Here is a 13381-nt window from a genome sequence, read left to right as displayed (position 1 = left end):
ACAATCAGCCGCCGAGCAGCCGCTCGTCGAGCGGATAGGTCGAAAGCTGCTCGTTGCCGGTTTCGGTGATCAGGATCTGTTCCTCGATCTTGACGCCCTCGTGACCGCCAAGCCGGCCGATATAGCTCTCGACGCAAAGCACCATGCCTGACACAAGCACGCCGTCGGGCGTGTCTTCAGTCCAGTCGATCGCATGCGGCAGCGTCGGGTATTCGTCGGCCAGGCCGACGCCGTGATAGAGCACGCCGTAGCGCGTCGGGAAACAATCGCCGGGCGGCACCGCCGAGCGTTCGACAAGGTCGCGGAAGGACATGCCCGGCTGCATCAGGCGGGTGTTGTGGGCGATCTGGTCGGCGGCGATGCGAAACAGGTCGCGTTGCTCGTTGGACGGCTCGGTGTCGCCGCAGAGCCAGGTGCGCGACAGGTCGGCGCAGAAACCATAAGGGCCGATCAGGTCGGTATCGAAAGCGACGAGATCGCCGGCTTCGATCGTTCTCGACGAGCATTCCTGGAACCACGGATTGGTGCGCGGGCCTGACGTCAAAAGGCGGGTTTCGACCCATTCGCCGCCACGCGCAATGTTGCCGCGGTGGAGTTCGGCCCACAATTCGTTTTCGGAAATGCCTGGCCTCAATGCTGCTTCCATCTCGCCCATTGCCGCCTGGCAAGCGACGATCGACCGGCGCATGGCCAGGATTTCGTCGGGCGATTTGATTACACGCGCATTTTCCATCAGCGCTTCGCCATTGCCGATCGAGATGCCGAGGCGGGCGAGCTCTTCGACGCCTTCGGTATTGATGTGATCGACGGCGATACGACTGATACCGCCGCCATGCTCTTTCACCAGATCGGCGATGCCGGCAGCCCAGCGGCGGACCTTTTTCTCGGTCAACTCGCCGCTGTAGAGATACATCCACGACACTGCCGGCCGCACCTCGTCGACCGCGCCGGAGTGGTCGGAAAGGTGCTCGCACGAAAAATAGTCGAACAGCACCACCGGGCCTTCGGTGGCAACGAAACAATGCCTTGTCGGGTTGTGCGCGACCCAGAGCTGCATGTTGGTCGAGTCGGTCGCATAGCGGATGTTAATCGGATCGTAGAGCAGGGCTCCCGCATAGTCGCGGCGCTTCAGCTCGGCGCGGATGCGGTCGAGCCGGTATTGACGCATGGCAGGCAGGTTGGGGGCAGCAATGCCGGCGGCGTGCCACTCGGCTTCCGCCAGTGCGCCATAGCCGAGCATATGCTGGTTGAGCTCAGCGGCCTTCTGCCGCGACTTCAGGCGCAACGCATCGATGGCGCCCGCTTCGTCCGGCTCGAACGGCATGATCTTGCGATGACGAGGAGGTCGATCAGTCGGGTTCCTGTCCACCCTCGGCTCCTTTGCTAACGCCTTCGTCGGGCGCTGGGGCTTTTTCCGCAGCCGTTTTCTTCAATCTTATGTAGGCGCCGGACCGGGCAGGCTTGTCCGTGCCAGGCAACAGCGGAACCATGATTTGCCTTGGTTGGCCGTCCGGCTCATAGCCGGCTTTTTTGAGCTGCTCCAAAATGACCGGCCGCGGATCGTCGCGGTCGAGCCAGACGAGTACAGCCGGCTCTTGCACCAGCCTGTCGAAATTCGGCACTTCCTGGTCAAGCGCGACCAATTTTTCGTCGACCAACCGCAGATTTCCGACCCATGCACCGTCGGATATTGCGGTTTTCACCGGCCCGTCGGCAGTCAGCTGGCGATAGAGGGCCGGGTAATCCACCCGGATCATCCGCGAGAGACCACTGGTCCCGTTTATCTGGAAGTACCAAGTGGCGGGCGCGAGCAGAACGGCGATGACCGCTCCGGCCGCGATCACCAGGAGCTGGGCGTCCCTGCCGCGTGGTGAAAGTCGTTCCATATAGGCGGCCATCGCCAGCGGCAAGATGACGAGGACCGGCACCAGCCAACGGGCCTTGACCTCGGTCACGCCGGTTGCCAGCACAAGTGTCGCCAGCATGGCCAGGCCGAGCGCCAAGGTACGCCACAAGAGAACTTCCCTGGTCGGAGCTTTGGGGTGACGCTCGGAGAAACGAAACCCCGTCAGCGCGAAAGCCAGCGCGGAAACCAACACCGGCAAGACAGCGAAATTGAAGGTCGCCATGATAAACTTGCCGGCGCCGGTGGCTGCGGCCGTCATGCGCGGCTGCTGTAGGTCTATTCCGAACTTCTCGCCTCTCGCCAGCAAATCGGCAGGATGCATGAGGCTCCAATATGTGGTTGGTGCCAGCACCAATATCGCGACGGCAACGCTGATTGCGAATTTCGGATCGAGGATCGCGCCGCGCAACTCGCGCAGCGACAACACCGCCGCAACAAGGGCTAACACCAGGAATACGTCGTTGTATTTGGCAAGAATTGCCGCAGCCGTTGCCAAGCCAAACAGCGCATAGGCGATCACGCTTCGCCGCTCGATCAGATTAGCCATCGCGAGCAGGAGCAGTGCGCAAAAGCCGACAACGGCGACCGAATGCGACAAGGCCCGCTGCGATTCCCAGGCGATTTGCGGGATTGTGAAAAGCCCGAGCATGGCCGCCGCTGCCGTGGCTTTCGTGTAGCCGAACCGCCGCATGGCGGCGAACACACTGCAGGCGGCGAGGAACAGCACGGAGTATTTGACGAGCTTCAGCGTGAAAATATTGGTGCCGAAAATTTGCGCGGCCAGCCAGTTGATCCATGTATAGAGAGGCGGTTGCGAGCCGCCATACCCAGCCCAAAGATATGGAAGATAAATCAGTTGCTCCGCGTCATCGACGCCGACGCCAGTTCCTGCCCAAGTGGCCAGAATGGACAATATGACGGTTTGCAAGGCCAGATAAGCGGCGACCATGACGATCGCCGCCGGGAAGGGGCCGATCCTGCTCTCGGCAAGCCATTCGTCCCATTTCATCGAATACTTCAACGAGTTCTCATCGCCCGTGCCAGTTGCCGCCGGCTCCGCTAGCACGAAGGCCATGCCCCGCACAATGTGGCAGCCCTGATCGCTTCCGGGGCGGCGGGCTTCAAGTCGAATCGTACCGCCCCTCTAGCTTTTTGTCTGGGCATCGGACCTCTCCAAAATCGATCGCACCCCGGGTCGGGCCGGAGGGCAGGCCTTTGGGTGCGGTGCTCTAGGTCCGCATCTTTTCGCCGCTCGGGTCGAAAGGCGGCTCGACATTGATGCGGGCCGGGCGCCGGCTCCCGAGGATTTCGATCTCGAACAGTCCGGCGCTCTCTTCCCCGGCTAACGCGGCTGGCACATAGCCTTGCGCCATCGATTTCTGGACGTAATGGGCATAGCCGCCGGAGGTGACCCAGCCGACCACGCGCCAGTCGCCATCGACGATGCCGCGCACGGCCGAAGCGCCTTCCGCGGCCCTGGAGCCGCGCACTTCCTTGCCGTTCGTATCGAAACGCGGCGCACCATAGCCGTGCGGCTTTTCCACCGTGCCGTAGTCCCTGCCGCCGACCTTGGCCCAGATCGGTTCGTCGCCCATGACATCGGCGTCCGCGGCATCGACGATGAAAGAGACACGGCGCAGTTTTGGCCCTTCTGCCTGCTCCCTGGCTGCCGCTTCGCGTCCGATGAAGTCGTTCTTCTCCAGCTTGACGAAGCGGTCCATCGCGCCTTCGAACGGCCCGTAGATTGGGCGCAGTTCGCGGAACCAGGTCGGGAAATTCTTCTCCAGTCGCATCGACAGCAGGGCGCGCATGCCGAAATCGACGAGGCCAAACTCTTCGCCGGCATCCTTGATCGCCTTGTAGACGAGGCGCTGGTATGCCGGCGCCATCCAGATTTCGTAACCGAGATCGCCGGTATAGGTGATGCGATTGACCATGCAGGGCGCACCGCCAACCGCCATCTCGCGGAAGTCCATGAAGCGGAAAGCCTTGGTCGAAACGTCCACGTCAACAAGCTTCTGCAGCAGATCGCGCGATTTCGGCCCGGCGATCGAGAGGCCGACCAGTGTCTGGTCGAAGCGGTGGATGCGGACGCTACCATCCTTCGGCAGGTGCTTCTCGAACCAGCGCATATGATACTTCTGCGCCGCCGACGAGCTCCAGATCATGAAGCGCTCTTCACCCGCCTTGGCGATGGTGAAGTCGCCGATCAGCCTGCCGAATTCGTTGAGCATCGGGGTGAGCACGATGCGGCCGGTCTTCGGCATGCGGTTGGTCATCAGCCGGTTGAGGAAATCCTCTGCTGCCGGCCCGGAGACTTCGTATTTGGCGAAGTTGGCGATCTCGGTGACGCCGACCTTCTCGCGGGTCGCACGCACTTCCTCGCCGATCGGCCCGAAATCGTTGGAGCGATGGAAGGAAACGATGTCCTTCGGCTCCGAGCCTTTCGGCGCGAACCAGAGCGGGGTTTCGAGGCCCCATGAGTCGCCCATGACGGCATTGTTGGCCAGCATCGTGTCATAGAGCGGGGTGGTCTGAGCCGGCCGGGCGGCCGGCAGTTCCTCGTTGGGGAAGCGGATGGAGAAGCGGCGCGAATAGTTTTCGCGCACCTTGGCATTGGTATAGCGCAGCGTCGCCCATTCGCCGAAGCGCGCCACATCCATGCCCCAGACGTCGAAGCCTGGGTCGCCATGGGCCATCCAGTTCGACAGTGCCAGGCCGACGCCGCCACCCTGGCTGAAGCCGGCCATCACGGCGCAGGCGCACCAGAAGTTGGTCAGGCCCTGCACCGGGCCGACCAGCGGATTGCCGTCGAGCGCGAAGGTGAAGGGACCGTTGATGATCTGCTTGATGCCTGCCTTCTCGATGCCGGGAAAATGCTTGAAGCCGATCTCCAGCGACGGCGCGATGCGGTCGATGTCGGGCTGCAGCAGCTCATGGCCGAAATCCCACGGCGTGTTGACCGGAGACCACGGCTTGCAGGCCTTTTCATAGGTGCCGAGCAGGATGCCGTTGCGTTCCTGGCGGGTGTAGATCTCGCCCTTGAAGTCGAGCACGCCGATCATCTCGCGGCCGGTCGACCTGTTGAATTCCTCGACCGCCGGCATCGGTTCGGTCAAAAGGTACATGTGCTCCATGGCCAGCAGCGGCAGTTCGACACCGACCATGCGGCCGATTTCGCGCGCCCACAGGCCGCCGCAGTTGACAACATGCTCGGCCTTGACCGTGCCTTGTTCGGTGACGACGTTCCAGGTGCCGTCGACCTCCTGCGTCAGCTCGACGACACGGTTGCGCAGCACGATCTCGGCGCCGAGCTTCCTGGCCGCCTTGGCATAGGCGTGGGTGGTGCCGGAAGGGTCAAGATGGCCTTCGACCGGATCCCACATGGCGCCGACGAAATTCGTCTCGTCCATCAGCGGGAACATCGCCTTGGCCTCGGACGGCGTGATCAGCTCGGTGTCCATGCCGAGATAGCGGCCCTTGGCGTGGGCAAGGCGCAGGAAGTCCATGCGCTCGGGGGTGTCGGCCATCATCACGCCGCCGGTCAGGTGCAGCGAACAGGACTGGCCGGAAAGTTCTTCGATCTCCCTGTAGAGCTGCACCGTATAGGCCTGCAGCTTGGCGACGTTGGGATCGCCGTTGAGCGTATGGAAACCGCCCGCCGCATGCCAGGACGAACCGGAGGTGAGCTCCGAACGCTCGATCAGCATGATGTCGGTCCAGCCGGCCTTGGCCAGATGGTAGAGCACCGAGCAGCCGACGACGCCGCCGCCGATGACAACCGCTTTTGCATGAGATTTCATGAAGATAGTTCCGTTTTTGAAGAGTTTGAATCGAGTGAGCGGGGGGTGAACACAAAGCGGAGAAGGGCGCCGGCTGGAATGATCTCACGCCCTCCCTCTACCCTGTCCACCGGGGGAGAGGTGTCGGGTGACGCTCGACGGAGTGGCGGTCGACTGTTCATCAAACCAATACAGATATTCAAAAATCGGTCGGCGCGCCGCCTTCGGACCGGCGTTTGTCGACGAAGGCGTTGAGCTCCTCGCGGATAGCCGGGTCCATATACGGCTCTTCATAGGAGGCCAACCGCTCCTTCCAGACCCGATTGGCCTTTTCGAGAGCCGTCGGCGATCCGGCCTCCGCCCAGGTCTCGAAATTGCGCCAGTCGGAGATGATAGGCGAATAGAAAGCGGTCTTGTAGCGGTCCTGGGTATGCTCGGTGCCGAAGAAATGGCCGCCCGGACCGACGGACTGGATGGCGTCGAAGCTGAGGGCTTCCTCGGAGAGGTCGAGCGGGGTCAGGAACTCGGCCACCATCTGCAGCAGATCGATGTCCAGAATGGTCTTCTCGTAGGAGCAGCGCAGGCCGCCTTCGAGCCAGCCGGCCGCATGCATCATCAGATTGCCGCCGCCCTGGATGGCGCCCCACAGCGAGAACACGCTTTCATAGGCCGCCTGCGCGTCGACCGTGTTGGCGGCGCAGGTGTTGGAGGTGCGGTAGGGGATGTTGTAGCGGCGGGCGAGCTGGCCGCCGACCAATTGCGCCTTCATATATTCCGGCGTGCCGAAGGCCGGCGCGCCGGACTTCATGTCGACGTTGGAGGTGAAACCGCCATAGCCGACTGGCGCGCCCTTGCGCACCATCTGGGCGAAGGCAATGCCGGACAGCGCTTCGGCATTCTGCTGCACCAGCGCGCCGGCGATGGTCACCGGCGCCATGGCGCCCGACAGGGTGAACGGCGTCACGATGACGACCTGGCCCTTGCTCGACATCTGGATGATGCCTTCCATCATCGGCACATCGAGCTTTAGCGGCGAATTGGTGTTGATGATGGTGAACACCGACGGCTCTTCGAGAAGCTGTTCGTCGCTGATGCCGCGCGCGATCCTGGTAATCTCGATGCCGTCGACATTGCGCTCCTTGCCGAGCGAATAGATGTGGAACACCTTGTCGGTGAGCACGCTCAAATCGCGGATGCATTCGAGGTGCCGGACGGACGGATGGATGTCGATCGGCTCGACCGGATAGCCGCCCGTGCAGTTCAGGATGTTATGCATCTGCGCGAGCTTGAGGAAATTGCGGTAATCCTGCTGATTGCCCGGCCGGCGGCCGCGGTCGATGTCGGAACAATTGGGCGCCGACGCCATCATCGAGATGATCAGATTGTCACCGCCGAAGCGGACATTGTGTGCCGGATTGCGGGCATGGATGGTGAATTCCGACGGGCAGTGTGAAACCAGTTCGAGAATCATGTCGCTGTCGAAGCGCACCCGCTCGCTGCCTTCGCGGACATCCGCGCCATGCGCCTTCATGATGCGCCTTGCCTCGTCGTGCAGCACGTCGACGCCAATTTCCCTCAGCACGCGCAGCGAGGCGAGATGGATCGATTCCAGCTCGTCGTCGGAGACCAGCTTCGTTGGCGTCAGCGGAATTTTTAGCTGACGGAAAGGCGGCTGCTCGAACGCTGCCGATCCGCCGGCGCGCTTTCCCGCGCGGCCGCCGCGACGGGTGCGGTCGTTTGCCAATGCCGGTTCGGCGGGATGAAGGGCGGCGGTCATGATAGTCCTCGTAGCTGCGATAAGTGCGGCGGCATAATGGACCGCCGGCCGTCCCGCCATTGCGGAGGCGGCGACCACTAGGACGAGGGAAGCGACATGACAGCTCCCGGGCTGAAGGCAGCCGACTGGATCACCGGCTTTTGATCTCCTCAGGCTGGCGCAAGCGGTTTTCGTTACCGGTGCTTCCCGGCGCGCTGCTGAAACGCTAATCGTGCAGGTTTCCCTATTGGTGCGGATCATGGACCTGGCGGAAGAGAACAGCGGCGAGACAATGCAGTGGGCGGCGATCACCGGCGTGATCGCCACCGTTTCGGTGTTCGCCATCGCGCAAGGGCTGAGCTATCCGCTGTTGAGCTTCATCCTGCAGCGCCAGGGCGTCTCGCCGGCCATGATCGGCCTCTCGGCGGCAATGACGCCGGTCGGATTTATCGTCTCGTCGCCGCTGATCCCGGCGCTGGCGCGCCGGTTCGGGGCGGGGCGCACGGCGCTCACCTGCGCAGCTCTTTCCGCGATCATGCTGGCGCTGATCGGCTGGACGCAAAATGTCTATCTATGGTTCCCGCTACGCTTCCTGATCGGCGTGGTGACCAATCCACTCTATGTGCTGAGCGAGATCTGGGTGATTGCGTTGGCGCCGCCGTTGCGCCGCGGTCGCGTGATGGGGGTCTATTCCACAGTCATTTCGGCTGGTTTCGCCGCCGGCCCGCTGTGCCTGCTTGCGGTCGGCACCGAAGGCTGGCCGCCGTTTCTCGTCGGCATCGCCGCATTCGTCTTTTGCGGCGCCTGCCTGGCGCTGGTGCTGCGACGGCTGCCGAAGGTCGATGAGGCCGGGCACCGGGTTTCGGTCATGGGATTCATGCCGATGGCATGGCTGCTGTTGTCGGCGGTTGTCGTGGCCGCTGGTTTCGAACAGGCGGTGCTGGCACTGCTGCCGGTCTACGGAGCGCATTACAGCATTGAGGAAACCCGCATGTCGGCGCTGCTGTCGATGATGATCGCCGGCAATATCGCCATGCAGGTACCGCTCGGGCTGCTGGCGGAACGGCTGACGGCGCGTCTGGTCCGATTCATCTGTGTATCGCTAACGCTGCTCGGATGCGTGCTGCTGCCGGTTCTCATCGAGACGCCGCTGATCTGGCCATGCGTCTTTATCTGGGGTGCGGTCTCCTACGGCATCTACACGATGTCGATCATCGAGCTTGGCGAGCGGTTCACCGGCTCGGCACTGGTCGCCGGCAACGCCGCCTTCTCACTGATGTGGGGCGTCGGCGGCATCGCCGTGCCGCCGCTGGCGGGCGGCGCCATGGATATTCTCGGTGCGGACGGCCTGCCGATCACGCTCGGCGCCATTTGCCTGGCATTGGCGGTCACAACCGTATTGCGGGGGCGAGCAGTCTAATACAATTGCGGGGTGCCTTCATTTCCTTGCCATCTGGAAATCGCCCATAAATCACAATTGGCGTGATATTCAGAGGGATGCATCGCGCGTAGATGGTCTCGAATTTCAACGGCACGATCAAAGTCGGGTATCAATCCAACGTCAGACAGTTCCCTGTTCGCAAACACGTCAGGAAATCCTCCGCAGTTGGTCAAAGCGCTTATGGAGACGTCTTGATCCAACAAGTCGTAGCCCAGGAAGGTAAATCCGTTCCAGTCGAGTGAACGCACGTCAACCGACGGTCTTCGGATCACATTGAGGACATTCAAGTCGCCCGGAACCGCCAACTCCGAAAGGAGGAAGTCCAGGTCCACAAAGAAATCGAGCATGTAGTCCTCGTTAACAATATGGGGCCAGTAGCTGTCCTTTACCTCTCCCAGGGCGACCGGCCCGAGCATTCCATCGAGTGAAACGACCTCGCTTAATTGGGTGAGGCCGGACCAGTTGATGTACATGGTCCACGCAGTGCCGCTGAAAGGACCGAACTTCTCTTTCGCAATGTACAGATGTTGCATGAGTTCCCTCGTGGCCTGCGGGCGCCAGGAGGCCCCACCTTAGAGCGGCCAACAGCGCAACGGCTCGTTTTGCGCGTTCCAAGTTGAATATGGGTCGTGGCAAGACGATGTTTGCGACACCGGGCCTTGATGAGTTTATCGGAGACCATTTGACGATGTCGATCACAAAGACGCAGGCGAATTCGGCGGACGAAGATCCCTTTCTCTGGCTGGAGGACAGGACAGGCAAGCAAGCGCTCGACTGGGTTCACCGTCAGAACGAGGCTACAACAGGTGAATTGCAGGGTGATCCGTCCTACCAGACCTACTTCCAAACCGCGCTCGACCTGATGACGGCCGAAGACAACATTGCGGTCGGCTCTGCGCTCAACGGCCACGTCTACAATTTCTGGCAGGACAAGACTAACGTGCTCGGCCTCTGGCGGCGCACGACGGTCGCTTCCTACAAGACCGAGAAGCCGGATTGGGACACGATCATCGACTTCGATAATCTGTCGGCGAAAGAGGGCGTGAAATGGGTGTTCAGCGGCGCCAGCCGGCTTTATCCCGACTTCACCCGCTGCCTGGTCAGCCTGTCGCCGGATGGCGGCGACGCCAGTGAGATGCGCGAATTCGACATCGACACCAAGTCCTTTGTCGAGGGCGGCTTTCGTGCTCCTGCCTCGAAGTCGGGCTTCAGCTGGCTGGACAAGGACACGGTCATCGTCTCGGCTGCCTTCGAAGAGGACGAAAAAACCCAGTCGGGTTATCCGCGCGTGGTTAAGCTTTGGCAGCGCGGCACCAGGCTGGAGGATGCGACGCCGATCTTCGAGGCGCAGAAGCAGGATCTCGCCGCCGGCGGTTCCCTCGAGTTCGACGGCGACAAGCGGCATCTGTTCCTGACCCGGACGCTCGATTTCTTCGCCTCGCACAGCTTTCTGCGTATGCCTTCCGGCGAAAACAGGCGCGTCCCGCTGCCGGACGACGTCACCGACACGGCGCTGTTCAGGGATCAGTTTGTCTTTGGGGTGCGCAGCTCGTGGACGGCGCCGGACGGCACGCTGTGCAAACCTGATGGCCTCTATTCGCTGGACTTCGCGCGCTGGATCGAAACCAGTGCATTGGGACCTGTCGAAACCGTGCTCGAGCCGGCGGATCGTGTCTCGATCGCCGGCATCGCCCGCACGCAGGACCGGCTGTTCATCAGCCTGATGGACAATGTGCGCGGCAAGGTCGTCGCCTGCCAACGCGGCGACAGCGGCTGGTCGCTGCAGCCGGTGGCGCTGCCCGAAAACGGCAGTGTCGGTATCAGCCACGCCGAGCGTTTCGGCTCCAGCGTCTCCTTCTCCTTCACCGACTTCCTGACGCCGAGCTCGATCATCTGGTCGGACGACAATGCTGCCACGCTGGCAACGGTGAAATCGCAGCCGGCGCGTTTCGACGCGTCGTCGCTTGTCTCGGAACAGTTCGAGGCGCGCTCGAAAGACGGCACCATGATCCCTTACTTCGTCGTCAGGCGACGTGATCAGAACGGGCCGGTGCCGACGCTGCTTTACGGCTATGGCGGCTTCGAAGTGCCGTTGCTGCCCGGCTATGCCGGCGCGCGCGGCAGGCTGTGGCTGGAAAAAGGCAATGCCTATGTGCAGGCCAATATCCGCGGCGGCGGCGAGTTCGGCCCGAACTGGCATCAGGCCGCGCTCAAGGCCAATCGCCAGAATGCCTTCGACGATTTCGCCGCGGTCGCGCAAGACCTGGTGAAACGCGGCATCGCCACGCCGGCGATGCTCGGCATCCAGGGCGGCTCGAATGGCGGCCTGCTGACCGGCGTTTCGCTGACCCAGCATCCGGAGCTTTTCGGTGCGGTGATCATCGACGTGCCGCTGCTCGACATGCTGCGCTACACCGAGCTGCCGCCTGGCGCATCCTGGATGGCCGAATATGGGGATCCGGCGAAGCCGGAAGAGGCCGCGTGGCTGGCCGCCTACTCACCTTATCAGCATGTCGAGACCGATGCGGCCTATCCGCCGGTCCTGCTGACGACGTCGACCGCCGACGACCGGGTCCATCCCGGCCATGCGCGCAAGATGGCCGGGCGCCTGCAGGCCGCCGGGCACGGGAAGACGCTGTTCTTCGAGGAGACCGAAGGTGGCCATGGCGGGCGCGGCGATCGCCGGCCGCAAGCAGCACAGGTGGCGATGAAGTATGTCTTCCTGCAACGTGCGCTGAACGGAACGGCTTGAACTGAACGGCTTGAACTGATCGCATCAGGCGGCATAAGGTGCTGCATGGCTCGGATGAAGACATGTCGCGCATTTGGGGTGGCGGTGACGCCGTCGCCGCGCACGCTTCGCGCCGAGCTTTTGCGGCTTTGCGCCCGCATCGGTTATTCACCGCCCGACTTCCTCTGACGAATCCGCCCCGGCAGCAAAATGTCGGATTGGTTCAAGAGGAAAGATCAGACATGACTTACCAGAATTACTCGCTGAAGCAGCTTCAGCAGATCGATGCTGCGCATCACCTTCATCCGTTCACCGATCACAAGGAGATGCGCGAGGCCGGCTCACGCATCATCACCCACGCCAACGGGCCGTTCATCTACGATTCCGAAGGGACGGAAATCCTCGACGGCATGGCCGGGCTGTGGTGCGTCAATGTCGGTTACGGCCGCGATGAACTGGCCGACGCAGCTTACGCCCAAATGAAGGAACTGCCCTACTACAATTCCTTCTTCAAATGCTCGACACCGACACCGGTGCTGCTGGCCAAAAAGCTGGCGGAACTGGCGCCGAAGCACGTCAATCAGGTCATCTACGGCTCGTCCGGTTCGGAGGCCAATGATACGGCGCTGCGGCTGGTCCGCCACTATTGGGCGCTGGAAGGCAAGCCGGAGAAGAACCGCATCATCTCGCGCAAGACGGCGTATCACGGCTCGACCATCGCCGGCACCTCGCTGGGCGGCATGGAGCCGATGCACAAACAGCTCAACGGCGCGGTTCCCAACATCGTCCATGTGATGATGCCTTATGCCTATGAGCTGGCTCTGCCCGGCGAAAGCGACCATGACTTCGGCCTGCGCGCGGCCAAGGCCGTCGAGGATGCCATCCTGGAAGCCGGCGCCGACAAGGTCGCCGCCTTCATCGGCGAGCCGGTGATGGGGGCAGGCGGCGTGAAGATACCGCCGATGAGCTATTGGCCGGAAGTGCAGCGCATCTGCCGAAAGTACGATGTCCTCCTGATGCTGGACGAGGTCATCACCGGCTATGGGCGCACCGGCGAGTGGTTCGCAGCTCAGACCTTCGGCATCGAGCCCGATACCATCACCACCGCCAAGGCGTTGACCTCCGGTTATCAGCCGCTGTCGGCCCTGCTGGTCGGCGACCGCGTCGCGGCGACGCTGGTCGAGAAGGGCGGCGAGTTCAACCACGGTTACACTTACTCCGGGCACCCTGTGGCCTGCGCCGTGGCGCTGAAGAACCTCGAGATCATGGAGCGTGAAGGTCTGGTCGATCGGGTCAAGAACGACACCGGACCCTATTTCGCCAAGGCGCTGCAGGAGCACATTGGCGGTCACGATCTGGTCGGCGAGGTGCGCTCGATCGGGCTGATGGGGGCGATCGAGATCGTCAAAGACAAGGCGACCAAGGAGCGCTTCCTGCCGGCCGGGAGCGCGGCCGTGATCGTCCGCGACCACGCAATTGCCCAAGGCATGATGCTGCGCGCCACCGGCGACACGATGATCCTGTCGCCGCCGCTGATCTGGACGCGCGAGACAATCGACATGGCCTGCGACCGCATCGCCAAGGCGCTTGATCTGGCGCAAGCGGATTTGCGCGAGCGGTAAGATAGACCGATCGCCGGGCATCCTGCAGTCGGACGCCTGGCGTTTGAAAGCCGCATTCTGCCGAAGAGTTCGCCAGGCGAGGTCGGTCGTGAGCGCGGCAGGCCTCCTACACCCTGGAGGAGCCGCTCACCAAGGGCTGCTAC

8 protein-coding genes are annotated in these 13381 nt (G+C 62.4%); 3 read left to right on the top strand and 5 right to left on the bottom strand.

Annotated elements, in window-relative coordinates; genetic code table 11:
* Window positions 1-4 precede the first annotated feature (4 nt).
* The 4 genes from EOA78_RS21190 to EOA78_RS21170 all read right to left on the bottom strand — a co-directional run bounded on the left by EOA78_RS21190 (window position 5) and on the right by EOA78_RS21170 (window position 7465).
* Window positions 5-1324, bottom strand: coding sequence for a Xaa-Pro peptidase family protein (locus EOA78_RS21190; protein WP_127316835.1), 1320 nt, complete (start codon window positions 1322-1324; stop codon window positions 5-7).
* Between the two features lie 25 nt (window positions 1325-1349).
* Window positions 1350-2981: a glycosyltransferase family 39 protein gene (locus tag EOA78_RS21185; protein ID WP_127316823.1), complete on the bottom strand. Its 1632-nt coding sequence runs from the start codon at window positions 2979-2981 to the stop codon at window positions 1350-1352.
* A 154-nt stretch (window positions 2982-3135) separates the two neighbouring features.
* A complete protein-coding gene (locus EOA78_RS21180; protein WP_127316822.1) occupies window positions 3136-5709 on the bottom strand; it encodes an FAD-dependent oxidoreductase in 2574 nt (857 codons plus the stop codon).
* Between the two features lie 178 nt (window positions 5710-5887).
* Entirely contained in the window at window positions 5888-7465 is a 1578-nt protein-coding gene (locus EOA78_RS21170) for a trimethylamine methyltransferase family protein (protein WP_127316821.1), read from the bottom strand.
* 238 nt (window positions 7466-7703) lie between these two features.
* Between EOA78_RS21170 and EOA78_RS21165 the strand changes: the two genes are divergently transcribed.
* Window positions 7704-8864 carry an MFS transporter gene (locus EOA78_RS21165; protein WP_127316820.1) on the top strand — a complete coding sequence of 387 codons (1161 nt, stop codon included), beginning with the start codon at window positions 7704-7706 and terminating at the stop codon, window positions 8862-8864.
* Here EOA78_RS21165 and EOA78_RS21160 read toward each other — a convergent pair.
* A complete protein-coding gene (locus EOA78_RS21160; protein ID WP_127316819.1) occupies window positions 8861-9418 on the bottom strand; it encodes a hypothetical protein in 558 nt (185 codons plus the stop codon). The two genes, EOA78_RS21165 and EOA78_RS21160, sit on opposite strands and share 4 nt — an antisense overlap.
* A gap of 149 nt (window positions 9419-9567) precedes the next feature.
* Between EOA78_RS21160 and EOA78_RS21155 the strand changes: the two genes are divergently transcribed.
* The gene (locus EOA78_RS21155; RefSeq protein WP_127316818.1) at window positions 9568-11637 is read left to right on the top strand and encodes a prolyl oligopeptidase family protein; all 2070 of its coding nucleotides are present in this window, start codon (window positions 9568-9570) and stop codon (window positions 11635-11637) included.
* 221 nt (window positions 11638-11858) lie between these two features.
* Window positions 11859-13238: an aspartate aminotransferase family protein gene (locus tag EOA78_RS21145; protein WP_127316816.1), complete on the top strand. Its 1380-nt coding sequence runs from the start codon at window positions 11859-11861 to the stop codon at window positions 13236-13238.
* Window positions 13239-13381 lie beyond the last annotated feature (143 nt).

It is taken from the genome of Mesorhizobium sp. M5C.F.Cr.IN.023.01.1.1 (assembly GCF_003997585.1).
GTDB lineage: Bacteria > Pseudomonadota > Alphaproteobacteria > Rhizobiales > Rhizobiaceae > Mesorhizobium > Mesorhizobium wenxiniae.
This window is presented reverse-complemented; position numbering and strand designations above follow the sequence as displayed.